This window comes from Variovorax sp. GW531-E2 (genome assembly GCF_059423125.1).
This window is the reverse complement of the sequence record NZ_JBWKXQ010000044.1, coordinates 19,320-44,092: the sequence shown is the minus strand read 5'-3', so window position 1 is coordinate 44,092 and position 24,773 is coordinate 19,320. Positions and strand designations below refer to the sequence as shown.

At 65.7% G+C, this 24,773-nt stretch carries 22 protein-coding genes; 14 read left to right on the top strand and 8 right to left on the bottom strand.

Features of this window, described 5'->3' with window-relative positions:
- The first annotated feature begins 28 nt into the window (after positions 1-28).
- The 11 genes from AC07XP_RS22570 (at position 29) to AC07XP_RS22520 (ending at position 14,129) form a co-directional block, all read left to right on the top strand.
- Positions 29-679, top strand: a complete 651-nt coding sequence (locus AC07XP_RS22570; protein WP_095747310.1) for an FHA domain-containing protein — start codon at positions 29-31, stop codon at positions 677-679.
- A 72-nt stretch (positions 680-751) separates the two neighbouring features.
- Complete coding sequence (locus AC07XP_RS22565; RefSeq protein ID WP_495265919.1) at positions 752-3,010, top strand: CHASE2 domain-containing protein; 2,259 nt, start codon at positions 752-754, stop codon at positions 3,008-3,010.
- A 29-nt stretch (positions 3,011-3,039) separates the two neighbouring features.
- On the top strand, positions 3,040-3,843 hold the full coding sequence (locus AC07XP_RS22560; protein WP_495265925.1) for a 3',5'-cyclic-nucleotide phosphodiesterase: 804 nt from the start codon (positions 3,040-3,042) through the stop codon (positions 3,841-3,843).
- A 202-nt stretch (positions 3,844-4,045) separates the two neighbouring features.
- Positions 4,046-4,561, top strand: coding sequence for a pilin (locus tag AC07XP_RS22555; RefSeq protein ID WP_495265918.1), 516 nt, complete (start codon positions 4,046-4,048; stop codon positions 4,559-4,561).
- Positions 4,562-4,839: 278 nt separating this feature from the next.
- On the top strand, positions 4,840-5,499 hold the full coding sequence (locus AC07XP_RS22550; protein WP_495265917.1) for a GspH/FimT family pseudopilin: 660 nt from the start codon (positions 4,840-4,842) through the stop codon (positions 5,497-5,499).
- A gap of 53 nt (positions 5,500-5,552) precedes the next feature.
- The gene (gene pilV / locus AC07XP_RS22545) at positions 5,553-6,155 is read left to right on the top strand and encodes a type IV pilus modification protein PilV (RefSeq protein WP_307637715.1); all 603 of its coding nucleotides are present in this window, start codon (positions 5,553-5,555) and stop codon (positions 6,153-6,155) included.
- Entirely contained in the window at positions 6,152-7,162 is a 1,011-nt protein-coding gene (locus tag AC07XP_RS22540) for a PilW family protein (protein WP_159274151.1), read from the top strand. Before pilV ends, AC07XP_RS22540 begins: the two co-directional genes overlap by 4 nt.
- Positions 7,159-7,788, top strand: a complete 630-nt coding sequence (locus AC07XP_RS22535; protein WP_235944250.1) for a pilus assembly PilX family protein — start codon at positions 7,159-7,161, stop codon at positions 7,786-7,788. The genes AC07XP_RS22540 and AC07XP_RS22535 overlap by 4 nt, the downstream gene beginning before the upstream one ends.
- Before the next feature lie 26 nt (positions 7,789-7,814).
- Positions 7,815-8,306, top strand: coding sequence for a type IV pilin protein (locus AC07XP_RS22530; protein ID WP_235944249.1), 492 nt, complete (start codon positions 7,815-7,817; stop codon positions 8,304-8,306).
- Between the two features lie 130 nt (positions 8,307-8,436).
- Positions 8,437-12,303 (top strand): pilus assembly protein, encoded by a 3,867-nt coding sequence (locus AC07XP_RS22525; protein WP_495265916.1) that lies wholly within the window; start codon positions 8,437-8,439, stop codon positions 12,301-12,303.
- 107 nt (positions 12,304-12,410) lie between these two features.
- Positions 12,411-14,129 (top strand): PglL family O-oligosaccharyltransferase, encoded by a 1,719-nt coding sequence (locus tag AC07XP_RS22520; protein ID WP_495265915.1) that lies wholly within the window; start codon positions 12,411-12,413, stop codon positions 14,127-14,129.
- A 10-nt stretch (positions 14,130-14,139) separates the two neighbouring features.
- Here AC07XP_RS22520 and moaC read toward each other — a convergent pair whose 3' ends face one another.
- Positions 14,140-14,628, bottom strand: a complete 489-nt coding sequence (gene moaC / locus AC07XP_RS22515) for a cyclic pyranopterin monophosphate synthase MoaC (RefSeq protein ID WP_062475294.1) — start codon at positions 14,626-14,628, stop codon at positions 14,140-14,142.
- Between the two features lie 54 nt (positions 14,629-14,682).
- Here moaC and AC07XP_RS22510 point away from each other — a divergent pair, with 54 nt between their 5' ends.
- Complete coding sequence (locus AC07XP_RS22510; protein ID WP_495265914.1) at positions 14,683-16,254, top strand: M48 family metalloprotease; 1,572 nt, start codon at positions 14,683-14,685, stop codon at positions 16,252-16,254.
- Between the two features lie 21 nt (positions 16,255-16,275).
- On the opposite strand, the gene AC07XP_RS22505 is transcribed toward AC07XP_RS22510, so the two are convergent.
- The 3 genes from AC07XP_RS22505 to AC07XP_RS22495 all read right to left on the bottom strand — a co-directional run bounded on the left by AC07XP_RS22505 (position 16,276) and on the right by AC07XP_RS22495 (position 18,021).
- Complete coding sequence (locus AC07XP_RS22505) at positions 16,276-16,632, bottom strand: phage holin family protein (protein WP_095747298.1); 357 nt, start codon at positions 16,630-16,632, stop codon at positions 16,276-16,278.
- 103 nt (positions 16,633-16,735) lie between these two features.
- Positions 16,736-17,200 (bottom strand): hypothetical protein, encoded by a 465-nt coding sequence (locus AC07XP_RS22500; protein ID WP_062475284.1) that lies wholly within the window; start codon positions 17,198-17,200, stop codon positions 16,736-16,738.
- Between the two features lie 86 nt (positions 17,201-17,286).
- Positions 17,287-18,021 (bottom strand): TerC family protein, encoded by a 735-nt coding sequence (locus AC07XP_RS22495; protein WP_062475282.1) that lies wholly within the window; start codon positions 18,019-18,021, stop codon positions 17,287-17,289.
- A gap of 507 nt (positions 18,022-18,528) precedes the next feature.
- Between AC07XP_RS22495 and AC07XP_RS22490 the strand changes: the two genes are divergently transcribed.
- Together AC07XP_RS22490 and AC07XP_RS22485 are read left to right on the top strand one after the other, a co-directional pair.
- On the top strand, positions 18,529-18,993 hold the full coding sequence (locus AC07XP_RS22490) for a DUF3717 domain-containing protein (RefSeq protein WP_495265913.1): 465 nt from the start codon (positions 18,529-18,531) through the stop codon (positions 18,991-18,993).
- A 2-nt stretch (positions 18,994-18,995) separates the two neighbouring features.
- Positions 18,996-19,301 (top strand): putative signal transducing protein, encoded by a 306-nt coding sequence (locus AC07XP_RS22485; RefSeq protein ID WP_495265924.1) that lies wholly within the window; start codon positions 18,996-18,998, stop codon positions 19,299-19,301.
- 13 nt (positions 19,302-19,314) lie between these two features.
- On the opposite strand, the gene AC07XP_RS22480 is transcribed toward AC07XP_RS22485, so the two are convergent.
- The 4 genes from AC07XP_RS22480 to purB form a co-directional block, all read right to left on the bottom strand.
- Positions 19,315-19,875, bottom strand: a complete 561-nt coding sequence (locus AC07XP_RS22480; protein WP_159279170.1) for a YaeQ family protein — start codon at positions 19,873-19,875, stop codon at positions 19,315-19,317.
- Positions 19,876-19,909: 34 nt separating this feature from the next.
- Complete coding sequence (locus AC07XP_RS22475; RefSeq protein ID WP_495265912.1) at positions 19,910-22,060, bottom strand: TonB-dependent receptor family protein; 2,151 nt, start codon at positions 22,058-22,060, stop codon at positions 19,910-19,912.
- A gap of 56 nt (positions 22,061-22,116) precedes the next feature.
- On the bottom strand, positions 22,117-23,235 hold the full coding sequence (locus AC07XP_RS22470; RefSeq protein ID WP_495265911.1) for a PepSY-associated TM helix domain-containing protein: 1,119 nt from the start codon (positions 23,233-23,235) through the stop codon (positions 22,117-22,119).
- 143 nt (positions 23,236-23,378) lie between these two features.
- The gene (gene purB / locus AC07XP_RS22465; protein WP_095950454.1) at positions 23,379-24,758 is read right to left on the bottom strand and encodes an adenylosuccinate lyase; all 1,380 of its coding nucleotides are present in this window, start codon (positions 24,756-24,758) and stop codon (positions 23,379-23,381) included.
- Positions 24,759-24,773: the final 15 nt, after the last annotated feature.

The window sequence follows — 24,773 nt, the reverse complement described above, 5'->3', positions numbered from 1 at the left end:
GATCTTTGCAAACGGGGAGTAATCGGCCATGCCGAAGATGATCATTTCGGTCGATGGCGTCGTCATCGGCCAAGTGGCGCTCGCCAAGAACCGCACGACGTTGGGCCGGCGCGCCTACAACGACATCGTGATCGACAATCTCGCCGTCAGCGGCGAGCATGCCGTGCTGCACATGAGCGGCGGCGAAGTCGAAATTGAAGATCTCAACAGCACCAACGGCACCTACGTCAATGCGCTGGCCGTCCAGAAGCAGGCGCTCCAGGACAACGACGTCATCGAGGTCGGCGGCTGCCGCATCCATTTCCGTTCGCACAGCAACCTCATGGCCGGCCCCGGCTCCGTGCGGGCCTCGCTCTCCGAGTATTCGGCGCCGATGCCGCTCTCGTCGGCGCCCACCGAATCGGGCGCACTGGTCGAGCTGGGCGTGCCCGTGCTGCGCGTGCTCTCGGGCGCCAACGAAGGCCAGGACGTCCCGCTGCAGAAGGTGGTCACCACCATCGGCAAGCCCGGCGTCGCCGTGGCCGTCGTCACCCGCCGCCGCCAGGGCTACGTGGCGGCCACCGTTGTCGGCAGCGTCACGCTCAACGGCGCCCCGCTGGGCGCCGAAGCCGTCGCGCTGCAGGAAGGCGACGTGCTCGAACTCGGCGGCGCCTCGCGCATGCAGTTCGTCCGGATCTGAGCCGCTTCCGGCGCCCCGCTCCGCCCCCCGTTTTTTCGCCGACAGGCATTTGTTGTCCAAGGCTGACCAGCCATGAGCGCATTGCGGCGGCACTGGCCGCGCATCGCCATCACGCTGCTGCCGGTGGTGCTGGCGCTGCTCCATGCCACCGGCGTTTGGCGGCTGGGTGTGATCGAGCATCTGGACCACCTGATCTACGACGCCCGCCTGCGCGCCACCATGCCGGGCACGCCCGACACGCGGGTCGTGATCGTCGACGTCGACGACGCCAGCCTGGCGCGCGAGGGCCAGTGGCCCTGGCCGCGCGACAAGATCGCCAGCCTCACGACGGAACTGCTGGCCCGCCAGCACGTGGCCGTGCTCGGTTTCGACGTGATGTTTCTCGAGCCCGATCGCAGCTCCGGCCTCGGGCGCCTGAAGGAGATCGCAGCCGGGCCATTGAGTGGCGTGCCGGGCCTCGCTGCCGAAATCGACCAGCTCGCGCCCACCCTCGACCACGACGCCACACTGGCCCAGGCCCTGCGTGGCCAGCCCGTGGCGCTCGGCTACTACTTCACGCGCACCGAACAGCCCAGCGCCAAGGGGCTGCTGCCGGCGACGCCCGTGCTGCCGCCCGACGCCTTTCCGCCCCATGCTTCCTTCGTCACGCTCTGGAACGGCTTCGGCGCCAGCCTGCCGGTGCTGGGGCGCGCGGCGCCGGTCGCGGGGTTCCTGAATACCCTGGTCGGTGACGGCAGCGACGACGGCGTGATCCGCAGCGTGCCGCTCATCGCCCGCTACGAAGGCGAGCATGCGTCGCCCGGGCACTACGAGTCGCTGGCGCTGGCGGTGTACCGGCTGGCGAACGGCTCGCCGCCCGTGCGGCCGGCGCTCGTGGCCGGCGACGGCAACTTTCCGCGCCTGCAGGCGCTGGTGCTGGGGTCGCTGCGCATCCCGGTCGACCAGAGTGCCAGCCTGCAGGTGCCGTTCCGCGGCCCCGGCGGGCCGCGCGCAGGGTCGTTCCGCTACGTGGCCGCTGCCGACGTGCTCGAGGGCCGGCTGGCGCCGGGCGAACTCAAGGACAAGATCGTGCTGCTCGGCGCCACCGCGCCCGGCCTGCAGGACCTGCGCGCCACCCCGGTCGGCGCGGCGTTCCCGGGCGTCGAAGTGCACGCCAACATCGTCTCGGGCTTGCTCGACCGGCGCCTGCTGGCCGTGCCCGACTACGCGCCGGGTTATGAAGTGCTGACCGTGCTGGCGGCGGGGCTGCTGCTCGCGTTCGGGCTGTCGCTGCTGTCCGCATCGCGCGCCGTGCTGCTCGGCGCGGGCGTGGTCGCCGCGCTGGTCGGCCTCAACACCTGGCTCTACGTCGGCCACAGCCTCGTGCTCCCGTTGGCGTCGGCGCTCGTCATGGTGGCGCTGGCCTTCGCGCTCAACATGAGCTGGGGCTACTTCGTCGAATCGCGCGCGCGGCGCGGGCTGGTGCGGCTCTTCGGCACCTACGTGCCGCCGCAGCTGGTCGACGAAATGCTCGTGCGCCCTGGCCGCTACAGCATGCGCGCCGAGAGCAAGGAAATGACCGTGATGTTCTGCGACATGCGCGACTTCACCCGGCTGTCCGAGCAGATGGCGCCGGCCGAGCTGCAGGCCTTCCTGAACACCGTCTTCAGCCGGCTCACCGAGGTGATCAGCGCGCACCGCGGCACCGTCGACAAATACATGGGCGACTGCGTCATGGCCTTCTGGGGCGCACCCATCGACACCCCCGGCCATGCCGCGCTCGCGGTGCAGGCGGCGATCGACATGGCGGCCGCCGTGCACGACATCAACCGCCAGCACCGCGCCAACGGCCGCCCCGAAATCAGCGCGGGCATCGGCCTGAACAGCGGGCTCATGAGCGTCGGCGACATGGGCTCGACCGCGCGCCGCAGCTATACCGTGGTCGGCGACGCGGTCAATCTCGCATCCCGGCTCGAGGGCCTGAGCGGGCACTACGGGGTCGAGATCGTGGCCAGCGGCGCCACCCGCGAGGCGGCGCCCGGCTTCGTCTGGCAGGAACTCGACAGCGTGCGCGTCAAGGGCAAGGCCCAGGCTGTCGCCATCTACACCCCGCTCGTGCCGGAAGCTGCGGCCGAGGCGCAGGACACACGGCAGCAACTCGACTGCTGGAGCCAGGTGCTCGCCGCCTACCGCCGCCAGGATTGGGCGCTGGGCCGGAACTTGCTGGCTCCCCTGCTCGCCGCGGATGCGAAAAAAGTCCTTTACCAGCTCTACGCCCAGCGTTTAGCCTCGATGGCGCTTCGCCCGCAAGACCCGGACTGGGACGGCGCCACCCGGTTCGACACCAAATGACGACAGACGCATACAAGGGGTCTTCCACAATGCAGGTTCGCGTGCTGGGTTGCTCGGGCGCCATCGCCAAGGACTGCCGCACCACCTCGTTCCTGGTCGATGCGGACCTGCTCGTGGACGCCGGCACGGGCGTCGGCGACCTCACCCTCGACGAGATGGCCGCCATCGACGACGTGGTGCTCACCCACTCGCACCTCGACCACATCGCCGCCCTGCCCCTGATGCTCGACGCCGTCGGCAGCCGCCGCACCCGGCCCCTGCGCGTGCATGCCCTGGCGGCCACCATCGACGCGCTGCGGGCGCATGTGTTCAACAATGTCATCTGGCCGAATTTCGAACGCATTCCCAGCCCCGAATCGCCGTTCGTGAGCTTTCACGAGATCACGGTCGGGCAGCGCCTCGAGCTGGGCAGCGACGCCCCCAAGCTGATCGAGGTGCTGCCGGCCGTCCACACCGTGCCGGCCTGCGGCTTCGCCATCCGCCGGGCGGAAGGCGGCGCCCACTGGGTTTTCAGCGGCGACACCGAGCGCAACCCGCCCTTCTGGGAGCGGATCAACGCGATCGACGTGGCGATGCTGGTCATCGAGACCGCCTTCAGCTCCCGCGAGGAGGCTTTGGCCGAGCGCAGCCTGCACCTGTCGCCGGTGGCGCTGGCGCACGAGCTGGCGCAGATCGATCCGGACAAGCAATATCCGATCTACATCACCCACACCAAGCCGGCAGAGACCGAAGAAATCATGAGCCAGATCGAGATGCTGGCGGGGCGCGAGGTGGCGGGCTTGGCGCAGCGGGACATCCGCTGGCTCAAGGCGAACGGGGTGCTGACCTTCTGACCGGGGCCGGTCGGGCATGACAAATTTGTCGACACAATTGGCATCTGAGTGCGAGTTGTGTCACATCATGTAACCATCTTGTGACCAAAGACGGCCCGAACGGGGGTCGCAGGGTGGGGAAGCCGGGTGGCACGGATGCTGCGGAAGTTACCCCGCTCCGGGCTGGTTCCCGGGCTCTACAAACCAACCTGGAGTTAATCGAATGAACCGTCGCACTCTCGCTCGCCGCGCACAAGCCGGCTTCACCCTCATCGAATTGATGATCGTTGTGGCGATCATCGGCATCTTGGCCGCCGTGGCTCTGCCGGCATATAAGGACTACACGGTTAAGGCCCGCATGTCTGAAGTGGTCCTGGCCGCATCGCAATGCCGCACCACCATCAGCGAGGCCGTTCAATCCATGGGCGTGACCAGCATCGGAGCGACCCCCTGGGGCTGTGAAGCTACCGACCCGACCAAGATGGTGAAGTCGATTGCCACCGACGCGGAAGGCGTCATCACTGTTACCCCGAACTTCACCGCGCTGGGCCAAGCGACCGCTTTCGTGGCTGCTGACGTTTTGACGCTGACTCCCTGGGTTGGCACGGGCGGCGGTGCCGCTGGCTCAAAGCTGACCCTGGCCGCGGCAAATGCGGACCAAGGCAAGCAAATTTCCGAATGGAAGTGCGCTGGGGCAACTCCCGCAATTCAGAAGTACCTGCCAGGCTCCTGCAAGTAAGGCAGACAGCATCTAGAAAGGCCGCCTTCGGGCGGCTTTTTTGCGTCTACGCGATACCGGGCGGTGTGGCTCGGCTGCGCGCAGGGTTTGAACTGGGCTGAGGCGCCCCTATTGGTTTTGGCAGGCAGGCCAAGACCAGCGGGACAGCTGGCATTTGACCTGAGTTATTCGAATTTGTTGAATGCCGCCAAGCGGTTGTTGTTGCGCGACGTGCGGCATTTGTTGATCGAATGCATCGCATAGCATCAAAAGTCACATCAAGACACATTTTCAAATAAGTGCAAAAACTCCTTCGGCCGGCTGATCAAGCTGTTGACCACGAATGGCGTGGACTTTTGTGCGCGGCATGCCTTGGTCTTCAGCCCTCGCGTCGCCAACGCGGTCTGACAGCCATCGAACTGTTGGTCACGCTCTCCATTTTGGCGATCCTGCTCGGCATTGCCGCCCCTTCGATGTCGCGCTTCGTCAACCAGTGGCGTGCTTCCAATACCGTCAACGCCCTGACCGGCTCGCTGCGCATTGCGCGCACCGAGGCCATTGCACGTGGGCGCCCGGTCGTCGTGTGCCGGGTAGCGTCCAGCACCGCCACCGCCTGTGAGACCGCCGCGGGCGCCAAAGGCTACGCCAGCGGCTGGATCGTGTTCGTCAACAACGATCGCGACGCCAACAACGACTTTTCTTCGACGAACGGCGATGAACTGTTGCTTCGTCAGGTGGAGCCCTCCGGCATCGCGTCCATCAAGCTCAAGACCGCAGGGCGCTTTGTCTTCATGCCCAACGGTCTGCTGAACGGCGCTGCCAACGGCATCGACATCGACGCCACCGGTTTCAGCAGTGCCAGCGCCACGCCGTGGGCGCGCAAGGCCCTCTGCATCACCAAGCCTGGTCGTGTCCGCTACGTAGCGAACGCGACCGACTGCGATAGCAACGAGGGATGAGGTCGCCCGACAGCTCGGCTGTACCTGGACAGCCCCGCCCTCTCTTCACGGACATGAAAACCCACAACAGACAACGAGGCGCCACCCTCATCGAGGTGCTGGTGGCCATCGTCATCCTGGCCGTTGCCCTGTTCGGCATGGCGGGGCTCACGTCTTCGGCCATCAAGTACAACCAGTTCTCCCGCATGCGGGCCACCGGCTTGAGCCTGGTGACCGACTACACGGAGCGCGCCCGAGCCAATCTCTCCGGCTTTGCGAACTACGCCAACACCACGGCGTACACCGCCAGCACGCGTTCGGCCGCTACGACCGACCCCACGGAGGCACCGGCCAGTTGCCAGGTCGACACCTCCAACCCCACGAATCCCATCAATACCTGCGGCGCGGCCATTGCGAACTACGACAAGTCCCAGTGGCTCACCAACGTCGCCAATCGGTTGCCGGGCGGCACCGCCTACGTCACCGCAGACCTGACGGACGCACCGGCGGGCGTGAACGGCCTGCCAGCCACCCGCGTGCTGAACATCTGGTTGATCTGGACCTCGATCCAGGAGGGCGATGGCTTTCGTCAGTCGCAGCCGTGTCCCAAGGGCGCCAACATTTCCGAGACGACCGAGGCTTCGCTGACCTGCATGTATTTCCGGGTCACGCTATGAGAAACACCGCAACCTTCTCGCCCCGTGCGCGCCGGCAGCACATCGCCGGCTTCACCCTGCTCGAATTGCTGATCGCGCTGACGCTCGGGCTGGTGATTCTGGCGTCCAGCCTCTCGATCTATGTCGCATCCAGTCGGGGCAGCCAGATGTCCCAGGTCGAAACGCAGATGAACGAGGACGGCATCCTCGCGCTCAACCTGATCCAGCAGCAACTCAAGCAAGCCGGTTACTCACGGCAGATCATTCCAGGCAGCGGTGCCACTGTGATGGGCAACTACGCGGGTCCGGCTGTGCGTGGGTGCGACGGTGGCTTTACCGATGCCACCGCTGCGGGCGCCTTTGGCAGCCTGGCGTGCAAACCGGGCGGTGGCAGCGACGCCATTGCCATCCGGTACGAGGCCACCACGGACAACACGACGCCCTCGACCGACAGCACGCCGTTGGCGACAAATTGCGTGGGCACCGGCATCCTCGAGGCGACCCCCTCGCAGGTGGCCCCACCCCCGACGCCCGCGTCTGCAGCGCCAAACTACACCCTGGCAGACAACCGCTACTCGGTGACTGACGCGAGTACGCAGCCCATGCTGTCCTGCCGCGGATCGGAGAAAAGCAGCGCCACAGCCAACGCCATCGGCGCCGCGCAGCCATTGCTGGCCAATGTCGAAGACATGCAGATCCTCTACGGGGTGGCCAATCGCCCCAGCGCCGAACTTGCCTCTACCTACGACCCCATGCGGCACCAGATCGTCAAATACCTGGATGCTTCGGGGGTTGACGCATTGGCCAGCAGCGGTGTCCTTCCCGATCTCACTGAAGACCGCTGGAGCCGAGTGTTGAGCGTGCGTGTGTGCCTGCTCATGCGCAGCGATCGGACCGTGAAGGACGTGCCCGCCGGTGGGACGTCTTACAAGAACTGCAGCAACGTTGACGTCACGAACAACGATGGCTATCTGCGCAGGGCCTACATCACCACGGTGCTGCTGAGAAACCGCCTGATCATCCAATGAGCACCATGCCCTCCAACCATCGTGGCCCGTGCAGCTTCTCGGGACACACCCCTTTCCGGCAAGAACGCGGCGCAGTGCTGGTCATCACCCTGATCCTGATCGTGATCATGTCGCTGCTGGGCACTTTCGCGATCCGCAATGCGACCCAGAGCGAGCGCAGCATCAACGGCATCCGCTCGGCTGAAGTGGCCCGCGAGGCTGCAGAAACCGCGTTGCGCTTTTGCGAACAGGTGGCCATCTTCGATGGCGACGGCAAGGATTACACGGAGTACGGCACGGCCACCCAAGGCCTGCGCGGCAGGATCATCACCACCACCATCGGGTCGGAGTTCGATCCCGACGCGGAGTGGCGCAAGAGTGCCAGCTGGACTGGCAACAAGGTGATCAAACTTCCGGCGGACTACTACAACAAGAAACCGTCCGGCTCAGACATCGACTCTGCGCAGTTGGACATCGAACCACGCTGCCTCATCCAGAAGATCGAAAGCACATCCACGCCCAAGCTCACGGGTTACCTGATCACCGCGCGGGGCTTCGCCAACAACGCCAAGTTCGACGACGCGACCGGGAAATCCGTCCGGGGCGCCGAATCGTGGATGCAGTCCGTGCTGTCGCGTAGCAGTTGATTCCCATGCACCCGCCTATTTCCGCCATGACACACCCATCTTTCGATTCCCGCAGGCACCGTCGCGGCTTCACGTTGATCGAAGTCATGATCGTCGTCGCGATCGTTGCCATCCTCGCGGCCGTCGCGTTGCCGAGCTATCAGGAGTACGTGCGCCGTTCCAAGCGTGCTGAAGCTCAGGCCATCCTGATGGAAGCCGCGCAGTTCATGCAGCGCTATTACTCGGCCAATGACCGCTACACCGTCAGCACGGGGGGGAGCAGCGCCGCTGAGGTTGAACAGAAGAATGGCAACGTCAGCATGCTTCCCGAGCACCTGCGCAATTCGCCCAAGACGGGCACCGCCAACTACACCATTGCCGTATTCGCGCCCGACACCACGCACAGCTACACCCTCAAGGCCACCCGCACCGGCAGCATGAGCGCAGACAAGTGCGGCACGTTGACCCTGAACAGCCAAGGCGTGAAGGGGGTAGCGAGCCCAGCCACGGGCATCGACGTTGCGGATTGCTGGAAATAGCGAACGCAACGGTTCGCTCAAACAAATAGCAGTGCCTGAGATCCGGTTGGTTGCGCGCCACGAGCGTCGCACCACGTCACCGGCCTCACGGCACCTTTGAAGAAGTACCAGATCGCCCGGGGAAATCGCGATGAACAATGCATTCCAGACCTTTGCACCGACCACCTACGCGTGGCAAGCTTTTCGACGGATCGCGCACCGCTTGATCGCTGCGCTCGTTGTTGCAGCTTTTCCTGCGGTCGGCGCGTTTGCTGCCGGCTCGCCCAGCCAAGCGCCATTGTTCAGTGCAGTGCCGGGCGCCAAGCCCAACCTGATGTTCGTACTGGACAATTCAGGATCGATGGCGTACGAATACCAGGAAGGGTATTCGATGCCTGAAAGATGCAAAGGCAGTTCGTGTGATTACGCGTGGTATCGCATGCGATCGAGCAGCGTCAACACGCAGTACTACAACCCTTCGATTACTTATTCGCCTCGAGTCAATTCAAACGGTGTCGCAGAAGTCAATCCGCTTGTTTTCATAGACAACCAATCATCCAGAAAATTTACATATTCGGCGCCGGGCATCGATTACACGATCAATGACGATAATTACGTCCCGTCCTATGTCACGTACACGACGGCGGGCAGCATAGACAGTGATGCGAAATTTTCCTATGTTCGATGCACGAACACCAGCTGCTCCTCCAATACCACGACAGATATCACTCCGACATCAGGCGGCGTGACGTTGCCCACCGGGCACAAGCGCACAGATTGCGGAGCAAATGCGACCGAGTGCACCAAGGCAAAAGAACTTCAAAACATTCTCAATTGGTATCGCTGGTATCGCACTCGCACCCTCGCGGTCAGTACGGCCGTGGGTCAGGCGATGCAAAACTATGACAACAAGTTTCGTGTGGGATATGTTCAATACAACTACACCAACACGGCAACCGAAAAAAGCGGAACGGCAACCAGCATCGTACGAGGTGTTCGGTATTTCAGCGACGACAAGGATGATGCCAATAAGAAGTGGAAAACACAGTTCTACAACTGGATCTATGGAATCATTCCGGCTCAAGGAACGCCAAGCCATAATACGTTGTCCCTCGCAGCCAGCTATTACAATGGTGACGTCAAATCGACTTACGGAAATCCCTGGAAAAATGATCCGACGAGCACGGGTGAAACCAGTGCAACCAACGATCTGAGCTGCCGGCGTGCTTACTCGATCGTGTTGTCCGATGGCGCGTGGAATTCTGCAACCACAAAAAACGCCGATATCAAATATGCCAGCACGCAAGGCACGAATTACAGCGGAAATCCGTCTGGCAACCCCGCCGCGCTTCAATTCAATCCGAGCGGAGCCACGGGGTCCAGCAATACCAATACCAATCTGGCAACCAAGCTCGCAGCCCGCAATCTCTACATCCCTTACAGCGATGGAGAGGCCAGCAGCTACGGTTTCGCCGACCTGACGGCCCGTTACTTCTGGCGCACGGACTTCTCTGACACGCTGCCTAATAACGTCCCTCCCATTGAAGGCCAGCACAACCCCACTTTCTGGCAGAACATGACAACCTTCACGATTGGCTGGGGGTTGACGCCGTCGGGGGAGTCTGGAACGGCCAACGGTTTGACCTGGGCACAAATCAATGCATACAACAACGATTGGCTTGCCGGTAATTCAACAACGCGTCCCAAGTGGGCATCTGGCGATTTGAACTCGACCTCTGGCAGTGCGGCCGATGCCCGGCGCGTCGATGACTTCATCCGCGCCGGCTTCACTGGTGGTGGTCGCGCGTACAGCGTCTATTCGGGCGAAGATGTTCGCCAAGCTCTCGACAATGCGCTCAGCAGCATGGTGGGTTCGGGCAACGATGCCGGTGTGGCCGTGTCAGGCAACAGCAGCGAATTCCAGACACTGGAAAACCAATACAAGTACACGACGGAATATCAAACGGCCGACAACAGCGGTGACATCAAGGCTTTCCAGCTGAATGCCAGCGGCGGCTATCTTTCTGTGGATTCGTCCGGCAAGGCAGTTCCCGCATGGTCCGCCAATGCCAAGATGCCGGCCCTGACGAGCCGGAAGATTTTTTCCCTGTCGGACTACGACGCCAATGCGCCCAGCAAACTCGCCACCAAGCGTGTGGAGCTGAACTACAACACGACGCTGAATAATTTGCCGCTCGACTTCAAGGCGCTGTTGAATGCGGACAACCTGCAAAAAACCGACAGCAGCTTCATCCGCTACCTGTTGGGTGAGGACCCGCAGAAGGACATCAACAACACCGTCTATCGCTCACGCAAGCAGCCGATCGGCGCCTCGGTCAATTCGCCGCCGGTGTTCGTGGGTGGACGTATCGACATGGGCTACAACATCTATGGCTCGGTCGATGGCAAGGACACCTATGCCGCCTATAAGGGCAACAAGACATCGCTGCCTCCGACCATCTTTGCGGCCACCAACAACGGCAAGGTCCATGTGCTGAACGCCGCCAAGAACGACACCACGCTGTCGGGCATTCCGGCCGGTACGGAACTGGCCGAATTCATGCCCAAGGGGGCCATGGCCTCACAGATCGATCTGGCCAACTCGAATTTCCGCTTCCGCTACACGCTTGATGGGCCATTGGTGGAGCACGACGTGTACGACACGAACAACCTGACCCCTGCGGGCGGAGCCGCCGCATGGCGCCAACTGGTGTTCGGCACGGGTGGGCGCGCGGGCAGCTTCATGTATGGCTTGGAGTCACCCATGAACTCGGGGAACCGGACCCCGACCAAGGATCACTTTCTCTGGGAATTGAACAACAAGACCGAGGGATACGACAACCTGACCAATGTGACCAACAACCCCACCGCAGGTCAGCTGGACGACGGCACTTGGGTTGTGCTGACGGGCAGCGGCCACTACCCGGCGACGGGTAAGCAGGTCGGGCTGTACGTGGTGGAGGCGATCACCGGAAAACTCAAGAAATTCATCCCGCTGCCAGCCGCGTTTGGCAACGCCGTCACCGGCGGCAACCGCGGCCTGGGCGGTGTAGTCGCCGTGCGGGACACCACCCGCAAGATCGTTGCCGCCTATGCCGGTGACGCCAACGGCAATCTGTGGCGTTTCGACCTGCGTAGTTCGAAGTTCGTGGTGTCCTATGACCGGCCGCTGTTCACCACGCCGGGTGGCAAGACGCAGCCCATCTATGCGGCGCCGACATGGCAGGTCCACCCCGGCGACGCGAGCGCCTGCACGTACAGCACCACGTCGCAGTGCGGCGCCATCGTGGTGGTGGGCACCGGCATCCTGTTGGACGAGGACGACCTGACGACGCCTGCAACAAAGCAGGCCATCTACGGCATCTGGGACCAGACGCCGATCGGGGGCAACGACAAGACGGGCTTCAACAAGGTCGTGCTCACGGATCTGGTGGCGCAAACCATCGACATGGGATCGGCGAAACTGGGAACCGGCATCGAGAATGGCAAGAATTTCTACCAGGTCAGCGCCAACCCCGTGGACTGGAAAACCAAAAAGGGGTGGTTGCTGAATCTGGGGGTGATCAACTACACCGGGGCCATGGCCAATGGTGAACGCGTTGTGGGCGACCTGGCCAACCTGGGCAGCAGCGTGATGATCACGTCATTCCTGCCGGAAGACCGGAACCTGGGCCTCGAGTCCTGCACGGCCACTGGCAGCCTGCCCAACATCATTTACGTGCTCGACGCGCTGACGGGCAAGAACAAGTATTCCTTCGACGTCGATTCCAACGGCAGCTTCGATTTCTATTCGATCGTCTCCATTCCTGCTGGTGGCTTCACACGTGGCAACGTGAGTTCGCGCAACATGATCGGCCAGCCGAACGAAGGCCGGCCGGACCTGAGGCCCGATGTCGATTGCACCAACGAGACTGGCTATCTGACCGGGGTGGGCGGCACGCAGAAGGCCGGTGACGGCTGCTCGGCGCCCAAGGTCTGGCGCCGCGCCTGGAGGCCGGTGGTTTCGCCACCGTTCTGAGATCCTGCCGGTACGGCGAGCTGTCGCCGGCAGGGTTGTCGGGCGTTGCTCTCTGGCCCGACCGGGCCGCCGTTCGGAAATTCGGGCCAAGGGCACAATGTCAACGGATGACCGTTGACATTGCCTGCGCCCCCGCACCTGTGGCCGACCGCGCAAGTCTCGTGATGCTTGCGGGGCTGGTGGCATTCCCTTTCTTGAGCCCGTTGGTCGCGGGACCCTCAGTCAATACTTGGCAGTCGTTCGTCACAGGGGCATGCCTTGCAGGACTGCTGGTGCTGATGCCAACAGCCCCTCTGCAACGAAAGATGTGGATCTGGGTGGCCGCAAGTGCGTTCTTCGTCGTGCTGTCAGACGCGGGCCGAGTCACCGCGATCCTGTGGCCCACATTGGGCGTGTTCGTGGGAATAGGCGCTGCAGCCTCTATTGGCGCGGGGGCGGTCAGCGGTCAAGGGCCGCATGCCCGTTCAGTGGCGGTGGGCCTGCTCGTCGCAGGCTCGCTGACCGCGGTCCTTGGCCTGCTCCAGTACTACGGCTGGGCGGAGTTTCTTGGTCACCTGACCACCTCTCCCTCCGAAGGACGTGCCTGGGGGAATCTTCGCCAGCGCAACCAGTTCGCGACGCTGATCAACCTGGCCTTGGTCGCGGCGCTATGGCTGTATGCGTCGCGGCGATCTCGACGCGCCGACTGGGCGTTGGGTGTCGCCGCCGTTCTGCTGGTTGCAGCCGTGGCGGCGTCAGTGTCCCGCACGGGCTTGCTGCAACTGCTGTCGATCACCGGCATCGCCGCCGTCGCGGCCTGGCGGGAGCGCCGCGGATCGCCAAGAGGCCCGCAGAGCGAGCGTTTCGGTCTTCCTGCACCGTGGGTCCTGCTCGGCGCGATCCCCTTGTATGCTGCATTTCATTGGCTGCTGCCGTACCTGGCCAGCGGCGGTGACGCTGGCCACGCGGTCGCCTCCGGCACCGGCATGCTCCACCGCCTGCAGCCCGCCGCCGTTACTACCGACAGCCGCGTCGTCCTCTGGCAGAACGTCCTGACCCTGATCGCTCAGCGCCCCCTCACCGGCTGGGGCTGGGGCGAACTCAGCTTCGCCCACTTCGCCACGCTGTACAACGGCCCGCGTTTCCCCGTGATCCTCGACAACGCCCACAACCTGCCGCTGCACCTCGCGGTGGAGCTGGGCATTCCGGCGGCGCTGCTGATCTGCGGCGGATTTCTGTGGATGGTGGGGGCGGCAAAGCCGTGGCGCGAGCGCGATCCCTTGCGGCTGATGGCGTGGGGCCTGCTCGGCGTCATCCTGTTGCACAGCCTGCTCGAGTATCCGCTCTGGTACGGCCCGTTCCAGCTGGTGTTCGGCCTGTGCCTCGGCATCCTGTGGCCGGCATCGTCCAAGTGCCCGGAACCGAGCGGCAGAAAGCGCGCCGCATTCGCCGCCGCCGCAGCCTGGATCGCCCTCATCGGCTACGCCGCCTGGGACTACACCCGCATCAGCCAGATCTACCTGCCGCGCGACGCCCGCATGTCGGCCTACCGCGACGACACGCTCGCCAAGCTCCAGGGCTCGTTGCTGTTCTCACGCCAGGTGGATTTCGCCGAGGTGACGCTCACGGCCGTCACCCCGGCGAATGCGGCGCACATGCACGAACTGGCCGGGCGCGTGCTGCATTTTTCGCCCGAGCCGCGTGTCATCACGAAGTTGATTGAAAGCGCCGAGTTGCTGGGCCGCGATGCCGAAGCGCACGCGCTGGCCGAGCGCTTCCGTGTAGCGTTTCCAGCCGCGTTCGCCCGCTGGCTGGACAACCGCCCGGACGACGCGCCCGAGCTATAGCCGCTGGATTTCAACCCGCCGTCGCGACGTAGCTGCCCGACTTCCCGCCGTGCTTCTCCAGCACATGCACGTCGGTGATCCGCATCCCGCGGTCGACGGCCTTGCACATGTCGTAGATGGTGAGCAGCGCGACCTGCACGGCGGTCAGGGCTTCCATTTCCACGCCGGTCGGGCCGACGGTCTCGACGGTCGCGGTGCAGGCCACCTGCGGCGCCTGGCCGCCCTCGGCGAGCGCGAAGGCCACGGCCACGCGGGTCAGCGCGAGCGGGTGGCACAGCGGGATCAGGTCGCTGGTCTTCTTGGCCGCCTGGATGCCGGCGATGCGCGCGATGCCCAGCACGTCGCCCTTCTTGGCGGTGCCCGATTCGATCAACGCCAGCGTCGCAGGCTGCATCTCGATGCGGCCGGTGGCCACGGCCACGCGGTGGGTGGCAGGCTTGGCCGCCACGTCGACCATGTGGGCCTGGCCCTGGGCGTCAAAATGGGTGAGGGTGCTCATCGGTGAACGTTCGTTTTGAAGATGCATCATACGAGCCCGAGCCACAGACGAGGAATGCCGCGCTTGACTCCCTCTTCCCACAAGAAAACCCGCCCGACGCCCCTCCGGCATGCGGTGTGTGCTACCTTTTTGATAGCTTCCCAGGTGCTGCTGCCGGCCCCCGCGCTGGCGCAGGTGCAGCAGATCCTGCCGGGCCTCGGTGACGGCGGCGAGATGACGGCCAGCGCCGAGCGCCGACTGGGCGACCAGATCGTGCGCGAGCTGTACCGCGACACCGACTACATCGACGACCCGGTGATCGCCGCCTACGTGCAGGACATCTGGCAGCGCCTGCTGGCCGCCGCGCGCGCGCGCGGCGAGCTCACGCCGGAGCTCGATGAGCGCTTTGCCTGGACCATCCTGCTGGGGCGCGACCGCAACATCAACGCCTTCGCGCTGCCCGGCGGCTACCTCGGGCTGAACCTTGGGCTGCTGGCCGCGGTCGGCAGCCGCGACGAGCTGGCGACGGTGCTCGGGCACGAGCTGTCGCACGTCACGCAGCGCCACATCTCGCGCATCATGAGCAAGCAGGGCAAGCAGATGCCCCTGATGATCGCCGGCCTGATCCTCGGGATGATCGCCGCCAGCAAGAGCCGCAATTCCGACGCCGGCCAAGCCGTGATCATGGGCAGCCAGGCGCTGTTCATGCAGAACCAGCTGAGCTTCTCGCGCGACATGGAGCGCGAGGCCGACCGCATCGGCTTCGGCGTGATGACGCAGGCGGGCTTTGCGCCGCAGGGCGCCGCGGCGATGTTCGAGAAGCTGCAGTACGCCTCGCGCCTGAACGATAACGGCTCGTACCCGTACCTGCGCAGCCACCCGCTGACGACCGAGCGCATCTCGGACATGCAAGGGCGGTTCCAGTTCCGCGCCGACGCCGCACCGCCGGTGGTGCCGCTGGTCATGGACCACGCGATGGTCGCCTCGCGCGCCCGCGTGCTGACGCGCCCGGGCGTCGACGTGCTGCGGCTGTGGGTCAATGCGGCCTCGAGCGGCGAGTTCGCGGGCAGTTCACCGGCCCAGCAGGCGGGCACGCTCTACGCGGCGGCGATGGCGGCCAAGGAGCTGCGCGATTTCAAGGCGGCGCGCGCGCTGGCCGAGCGGCTCGTGGTGCGCACGGCCGACGATGCGGCCGCAAGCAAGCAGGCGCGCTGGCTGCAGGCCGAGATCGAACTCGCGGCCGGTGGCGCCTCTCGCGCGGCGGCACTGCTCGACGCCAAGTCGAAGGAGCGGCCCGAGATGATCCTCGCGGCCGAAGCGGCGATCGCCCAGCGCCAGCCCGCGCCGATGGTGCCCGTGCTGCGCGACTGGGTGGCCGTTCATCCGCGCGATGCCACGGCCTGGCGCACGCTGGCCAATTTGTACGGGGCGCAGAACGACACGCTGCGCGCCATTCGTGCCGACGCCGAGGCCAACGTGGCGATCCTCGACTACCCGGCGGCGCGCGACCGCTTCAAGGCGGCGCAGGAGCTGGTCCGCAAGTCGGGTGCGCCCATCGACCACTACGAGGCATCGATCATCGACACGCGCGCACGCGCCGTCGACGTGCTGGTCAAGCAGCAGGCCGAGGAGCCGCCGCTGAAGTAGTGAAGTGTCGAGGGGCGGCGCTCAGCGCCGGGAGGACAGCAGCCCGCCCAGTGCGCTTTCGATGAGCAGCCCGAGCAGTGAGTAGATCAGCGAGCCCAGCAGCGCGGCGAGGAAGCCGTTCACATGGAAGCCGCCGAGCAGGCCCGAGGCGGCCCAGAACAGCAGGGCGTTGATCACGAACAGGAACAGCCCGAGCGTGACGATGGTGACCGGCAGCGTCAGGATCACCAGCACCGGCCGCACGACCATGTTGAGCAGGCCGATCACGGCCGCCGCGAGCAGTGCCGAACCGAAACTCTGGACCTGGACGCCGCTGTAGAGGTAGGCGACCGCGAGCAGCGCGACGGCGCTGAGCAGCCATTTGAGGAGGATGCGCATGCGCCGCAGGATACCCCACGGGCCCGCACAAAAGAACAAGCCCCGCTGCGTTGCCGCAGCGGGGCTTGTGTCGGTTCGGGAGGGCGTGCGGCCCTGATCAGGCTTACTCGGCCAGCTCGTTGGCCAGTACCAGCAGCGCGCCCATGCCCATCACGGCGCCGGGAAAGGCCCAGCCCGATTGCTTGGGCGGGGTCTGGTCGGGCGTGACCGGTTCCAGGTCGACGCCGATCTTCGGGCGGCGCGCATCGACCACGTGGGTGGCCGCGTGCTCGCGCTTGAGTTGCTGCGTCAGGTCGGTCAGCGGGCCCTTGGCCAGCACCGCCGTCACCTGGCCGCCGTTGCGTTCGAGCAGCGGCAGCATCTGCGCCTGCACCTTGCTGAACCACTTGGCGCGCCAGTTCTCGCGCGCGCTGTGGCTCACCCACTTGCTGATCCGGTGTGTCATGCGCGGCGCGCAGGCCACGAGCACCCAATGGCGCGCCACGACGTTGTCGGCATCCGGCGCCAGTTCGGCGAACTGCTCGCTGGCATAGACGGCGTCGTCGACGTAAAGAATGATCTTTTCCATGAGTGCTCTCCTTTGATAGTTAGAGTGACAGAGACCGGATTGATGCAAGAAGTTTCAGTGCGGGGCGTTTATCGTTCAACGAACGCTCAGTGGGCCGGGGTGGCGGGAGCCGGCTTGCGCGAAGCCACCCACTTGCCGATGGCCAGCACCAGCAGCGCACCGATGATGCCGGCGGCGTACTTGATGGTGTCGGTCTGCGGCACCTTCGGCACCCAGGTCCAGTTGGCGGGGTTCGCCAGGGCCGGGTCGGACACGGCCATGGTGCCGGCGATCCAGCCCAGCAGCATGCCGCCCAGTGTGATGATCATCGGGAAGCGGTCCATCAGCTTGATGACCAGCTGGCTGCCCCAGACGATGATCGGGATGCTCACGAGCAGGCCGAAGATCACCAGCGGCATCTGGTGGCCGTCGCCCGCGCCTTGTGCGGCACCGGCGATGGCGATCACGTTGTCCACGCTCATGACCAGGTCGGCCACGATCACGGTCTTCACGGCGCCCCAGAGGCGGTCGCTGCCGGCGATGTTGCCGTGCGCGTCGTCATGGTCGGGGGCCAGCAGTTTCACGCCGATCCACAGCAGCAGGATTGCGCCCACCAGCTTCAGGAACGGAATCGCGAGCAGCGTGAGCGCGAAGAAGATCAGGATCACGCGCAGCACGATGGCGCCGGCGGTACCCCACAGGATGCCCTGGGTGCGTTGCGCGGGCGGCAGCTTGCGGCAGGCCAGCGCGATGACGACGGCGTTGTCGCCGCCCAAAAGAATGTCGATCATGATGATCTGACCGACTGCGACCCAGAATTCCGGGGCCATGAACTGTTCCATAGATTCCTCTTTGTCTTGGCGCCACGCCCGCAGCTCCCTGATGGGGACCACGACGGGCAGCGGCATGCCGATGCGTTTCGATTCACCCTGCACGGGTGCGGTCGAAAGCGGGGGAGCGAAGGCCGGGTGACACCGGGGACTTGCGAACGCTTCGACCAAACCTGCGCAGGTTCAAATCGAAGGTCTCGCTCGACAACAGCAAGCGCGCCGACCTGCGTCCGCGCGTGTGTCGCCCGACAGGCCGGAAGTGTTGTGCTTCGTATTGACGACCTGACGATTCACGCTGCCCGGGGACAGCGATCGGGAGCTACTCCCCTTCGTGGGCGGGATTAGATCATTGAAGACCGCGCCGAGGCAACCAAAAGTTTTCTTTACATTTGAAGGCAAATGTCCGGAGGGGCGCATGCAGCGGGCATTTGATGCTCCATTTTTGGGAGCGACTATGGCCCTAAAAAGGAGCGGGACATTGCGGGACTATGATCGCCGCTCGCTGTTTTTTCACTCTCCATGGCCGCCATCCACATCACCGACATCGAGGCCGCCATCAACCACTGGCGCGAGAAGTCTCCCTCGCCCGACGGCATCACGCTGGCGCCCGAGCTGCGCGCGCTGGCCGAGGTCTACGCGCTCATGGTCTTCCACCACGAAGACGAGGTCGACGAGGTCGGCTTTCCCGCCAAGGCCTGGGCCGCTTGGCTCGACTGGTACCACAGCACGCCCGACACGCCCTGCATCGCGATCTGCTCGACCAGCCAGGGCGACGACGAGTGCAAGGGCTGCGGACGCACCTTCGACGAGGTGCAGTACTGGCCGGCCATGACGCCGGTCGAGAAGCGCGTCACCTGGCGCCGCATCACCATGGAAGACTCGGCCTGGCGCTTCAACCGCTATGCCGAGCGCGCACGCGAAGCCGAGCCGACCGCTGCAGAGACCGAGTTCGACCCGGACGACGAGAAGCACTGGGCCCCTTGACCATGCGCCGCCTCGCGCAAGCCCCCAACCTCGCGATCGCGACCGTGTGGGCGCACGCCTTGCGCGAGGAGGGCGTGGCCGCCACCGTGCAGCGCGAATTCCTCGGCGCGGTCATGGGCCAGCTGCCGCCCGACCAGTGCCTGCCCGAGATCTGGATCGACGACGAATCGCAGTACGAGCTCGCGAAGCGCCTGCTGCACGAACTGCAGCACCGCCCGCAACGCAGCTGGCGCTGCGTGTGCGGCGAGCAGGTCGAAGGCGGTTTCGAGCAGTGCTGGCAGTGCGGCGAGATGATGCCGGCGGCCTAGCCGCGCGGACCCTTCACTTCCACTTGAGCAGTTCGACGTCGATGCTGTTGACGCCGTCGCCCAGCGTCAGCGTGCTTTCCTGGATCGTCGCCTGCAGCTGCATGCTGCGCTGCGCCAGCCTGGCGAGCGCCTGCGAGGCCTCGGTGGGCACGCGGTAGACCTTCAGGTTCTGCGGGCGTGTGAGCTTGCTCTCGATGCCGCGCCACCAGATCTCGGCCGCGTGGTTGAAGCAGTAGACGATCACCTCGTCCGCCTTGCCGCAGGCCTTGATGATGGGCTTGTCTTCCGGCTGGCCGACCTCGATCCAGATCTTGGTCTGGCCCGTGAAGTCGCGCAGCCACACGTCGGGCTCCTCGACGTTCGACAGGCCCGCGCCGAAGGCCAGCGTGCCGTCGCCGTTGCAGATGTCCTGCAGCTGGTGCGCGTTGAGCGCGAGTGCGACCAGCCGGATCATCATCCGCTCGTCGGTCTCGCTGGGGTGGCGCGCCAGGGTCAGCGCATGGTCGGCGTAGTAGCCGTGGTCGATGTCGGCCACCGCGAGGGTGGCCTTGAAGATGGTGGATTTGAGAGCCATGGGTGCGCGAGTGTATGCGCGCGCCCCTCCGGCCTCAGAACGCCAGCGACGCCTGCAGGTACAGCGTGCGCGGCTGGCCCACGTACTTGCCGCCGTTGTTGTCGACCGAACGGTTGTAGTAGCGGCGGTCGAACAGGTTCTTCACGCCCACCGCCAGCTTCAGGTGGCTCAGCGAGGGGCCGAAGTCGTAGGCGGCGCGCAGGTTCACCGTGCCGTAGCCCGGGATGTCGCCCAGCCGCCCGCTCGGGTCTTCCACGGTGATGTACTTCGCGCCGTCGTCCGGCGAGCCCGGCGAACGCTGCTTGGATTGCGCGTAGAGGTCGGCGTTGAGCGTCCACGGCCCGCGCTCGTAGCGCGCGCCGAGCGTCGCGACATGGCGCGAGTAGAAGGGCAGGTCGCGCCCCGCGAACACGCCGGCCTTCGAGGTGGCCTGCGTGTACGTGTAGGTGCCCGACACCGACAGCCCCTTGAGCGCGTCGCTCAGGCTGCCCAGGTCGTAGCGCAGCGCCGACTCCAGCCCGCGGTGGCGCGTGGCGCCCAGGTCGGTCCACTGGCCGACGTCGCCAGTGATGGAGCGCGCCAGCTGCAGCTCCTTGTCGAAGTTGATGTTGAACAGCGTCAGCTCGCCGCTCCACGATTCGCCCTTGTACTTGGTGCCGATCTCGTAGGTCTTGGCCTTTTCGGGGTGCAGGCTGGTGGTCGACTGCGCGAGCTGGGCGTACTGCTGCGGGCCGAACGACACGCCGGCATTGGCGAACAGCGTCCAGCGCTCGCTCATGCGGTAGAGCACCGACAGCGTGGGCAGCACCTCGTTGGAGTCGATCTTCGGGTAGATCGCGTTGGTGATGCGGTTGTTGGCCACCGTGAACACGTCGTTGTGCGAGCGGAAGGACTCGTAGCGCACGCCGGGCGTGACCGTCCAGTTGCCGAAGTCGATGCGGTCGTCGATGTAGAACGCGTGCGCGGTCGTGCCGCCCTTGCTGGTCTGGTAGGCGGGCTGCGCGAGCGCGTAGGCGTCGAAGCCCGGCGCCGGCCGGTAGTAGCTGCTGCGCGTGGCCGTTTCGGAGGCCTCTTCCTTCAGGTAGCGCGCGCCGATGCTGATCTCCTGCACCACGCTGCCCGAGTCGATCAGGCGCGAGTAGCGGGGCTCGAAGGCGTAGGTCTTGTAGTTGCGCGGCGCGGTGGTCAGGCGGCGGCGGTTGGCGTTGGCGCCCGTGCCTTCCTGCTCGAGGTAGCTGCTGCGGTACGAGTCCGTGTAGTAGGTCAGCATCTCGAACTTGTTCACGCCGTCGTTGTGCGTGTACTTGAGCGAGCCGTCGGTGCGGCGCCCGGTGAACTCGTCGAAGGGGCGGTCCGACTGGAACGGGTTGGCGGCGAACTGCGCCGTCGTCAGGCCGCCGGGCATGCGCCCCTTGCCTTCGAAGTGGTGCAGCGAGATCGCGATGTCGTCGGTCTTCGAGAGGCGGTAGGCGCCCTTGAGCATCAGGTCGTCGATGCGGGTCTTGTCGTTGCTCTGGCGAAAGCCGTCCCCGTGCGTACCCGAATAAAGCAGTGCCAGCCCCAAACCGTTCTCGTTGGTGCCGCCGATGAACAGGCTGGGCGTGCTCTTGGTGCCGCCGCCGTGGCTGGCGCTCTCGACACCCACGCCGACTTCGCCCGCGAACTGCTTGGGGATCGAGCGCGTCACGAAGTTGATGATGCCGCCCACGTTCTGGGGGCCGTAGCGCACCGAGCCCGCGCCGCGCACCACGTCGACCGCCTCGAGGCTGCCCAGCGACACCGGCGCCAGCGACAGCTGCGGCTGGCCGTAGGGCGCGTAGGCCAGCGGCACGCCGTCCAGCAACACGGTCGAGCGCGGCGACAGCCGCGAGGTCAGGCCGCGCACGCCCACGTTGAGCGAGATGTCGCTGCCGCCGGTGCCGTTGCTCTCCTGCACCTGCACGCCGGGCACCTGGCGCAGCACGTCGCGCACGCTGGCCGAGCCGCTTTCCTGGATCTGCTGGCGCTCGACGATGCTGCGCGCGCCGGCGTGCTCGAGTACCTTGGTCTCGGTGGGCGTGCCGAGCCAGTCGCCGGTGACGGTGATGGCCTCGAGCGACTTCGACGGCTCGGCGTCGGCCGCGAAGCTGTGCAGGCTCAGGGGCAGCAGGGCCAGGGCGATGGCGGTCTTTTTGTGCGGGAACAAGGGGAGTCCTCCTCGATGTATTTGTGATGGATGAAGGGATGGGGTGCGTGCGTCGTTCAGGGCGCCGTGCCGCGGGACAGCGCCTGGCTGCGGGCGGCCGCGGCGCGCCGGCGCCACCAGAGCCACACGCCGCTCAGGCCGAGGCCGGCCAGCGCCAGGCCCAGCAGCGCGGTGACCGCCTGGTGCACCACGCCGCCGAGCACGCCGGTGTGCAGCGGGTAGATCACGACCACCACGCCGTTGCCGGTGTCCATGTCCTGCCAGCGGCGCACGCCGAGCAGCTCGCCCGTGACCGGATGCACCCACACCGAGCCGATGCCGTTCGGGTGCGGGTCGTCGGCGAGCCGGAAGCGCACGCGCAGCGGCCGGTCCGCGCGGCCGGGCACCTGCACGTAGCCGATGGGCTGGCCGGGGAACACGGCCTGCGCGCGGGCGACGAGATCGTCGAGCGGCAGGCGAGGGCCGGTGGCGGTGCCCTTGGGCACCCCGGGCGCCTTGGCAGGTGTTTGCCCGAGCGCGGTCGAGATGAAGCCGCCCAGCGGTCGCCAGGCCATGTAGGCGCCGGTCAAGACCGACACCGCGATCAGAAGCCCGAGCACGGCGCCGCCGGTGCGGTGCAGGTCGAACAGCCCGCGCAGCAGGCCGCGGTCCAGCACGATGCGCAGCGAGGGCGGCCAGCGCGCCGGCCACCACAGCACCACGCCGGTGACCAGCAGGAACAGGTAGGCCAGCGCGGCGATGGCGAGGATGCCCTTGCCCGTGTCTTCCAGCAGCAGGCTGCTGTGCAGCTCGAACAGCAGGTTGTAGGCGCCTTCGTGCGTGCCGCGGCGGCCCTGTTCGGCGCCGGTGGCGGGGTCGAGGTAGAGCGTGCCGTCCCACGGGCCGCGCACCAGCACCCAGAGCGTGTCGCCGGGCTGGCGTGGCGGGCGCAGCGTGAAGTTGGTGTCGGGGCCGAACTCGGCGAGCAGGCGCTGGCGCAGGGGCTCCAGCGGCGCCGGAGCCGCACTGCTGTTGCTGTGCGCGACGAAGAGCTCAGGATGCGCTGCGCGGTCGAGCGGCAGCGCCACCACCAGCAGGGCGCCCAGGAGCGCCGTGAGGGCGAGCAGCGGCCCGAGCGTGAGGCCGATCCATCGGTGGAGCGTGAGCCAGAGGCGTCTCAGTGGGGCGCGCCGCATGAACAACGGGGACGTCGAGGCGTCCCGTCAGGGTTGTCGGCTGGCGTGCCCTGCACAGGGCACGTTGGCTGGTGGGTATCGAATGGCGAACGAGGCGCACCGGCCGTGGGCGGCACGGGCCGGCGGATCGTCGCGGGGGAAGCCTAAATTCTACGGGCCAGCTCGGCCGCCTTGCCGGTGTAGCTGGCGGGCGTCATGGCCAGGAGGCGGGTCTTCTCTTCCTCGGGAATGGCCAGCGAGCGGATCAGCCCGTGCAGCGCCTCGGCCGTCACGGTCTTGCCGCGCGTGACTTCCTTGAGCTGCTCGTAGGCGCCCTGCACGCCGAAGCGGCGCATCACGGTCTGGATCGGCTCGGCCAGCACTTCCCACGAGGCCTCGAGGTCGTCGGCCAGCGCTTCCTGGTTGATCTCGAGCTTGCCCAGGCCGGTGGCCAGGCTCGCGTAGGCCAGCGTGGCGTAGCCGAAGGCCACGCCGATGTTGCGCAGCACCGTGCTGTCGGTCAGGTCGCGCTGCCAGCGGCTGATGGGCAGCTTCTCGCTCAGGTGGCGCAGCACCGCGTTGGCCAGGCCCAGGTTGCCCTCGGCGTTCTCGAAGTCGATCGGGTTGACCTTGTGCGGCATGGTCGACGAGCCGATCTCGCCCTTCTTCAGGCGCTGCTTGAAGTAGCCCAGGCTCACGTAGCCCCAGATGTCGCGCGAGAAGTCGACCAGGATCGTGTTGACGCGCGCCACGGCGTCGAACAGCTCGGCCATGTAGTCGTGCGGCTCGATCTGGATGCTGTACGGCTGGAAGCTCAGGCCCAGGCCCAGCGGCGCGGGCGTCTCGACGACCTTGCGGCTGAAGGCTTCCCAGTCGAACTCGGGCCAGGCGGCCAGGTGGGCGTTGTAGTTGCCCACGGCACCGTTCATCTTGCCCAGCAGCTGCACGGCGGCGATCTGCGCGCGGGCCTTGGTCAGGCGCACCGCCACGTTGGCGATTTCCTTGCCGACGGTGGTCGGGCTGGCGGTCTGGCCGTGCGTGCGCGAGAGCATCGACACGTCGGCGAACTGGTGCGCCATTTCGCGCAGCTTGGCGATCAGGCCGTCGATGGCCGGCAGCACCACGGTGTCGCGCGCGGCCTGGATCTGCAGGGCGTGGCTGGTGTTGTTGATGTCTTCGCTGGTGCAGGCGAAGTGCACGAATTCGGCGGCGGCCAGCAGCTCCGGCCGGGCTTCGAACTTCGACTTGATCCAGTATTCGACGGCCTTCACGTCGTGGTTGGTGGTCTTCTCGATGTCCTTGATGGCCAGGGCGTCGGCCTCGGAAAAGTGCGACACCAGACCCATCAGGTACTTGCGGGCGCCGCCCGTGAGGGGCTTGAACTCGGCAAAGCCGCAGTCGGACAGCGCAATGAACCAGGCCACCTCCACCTGCACGCGACGGTGCATATAGCCCTGTTCGCTCATCAGCGGGCGCAAGGCCGCGAGTTTGGCCGCATAGCGGCCGTCAAGGGGGGAGAGGGCGGAGACGGTGGAAAAGCTCATGCCCGAATTTTAGGC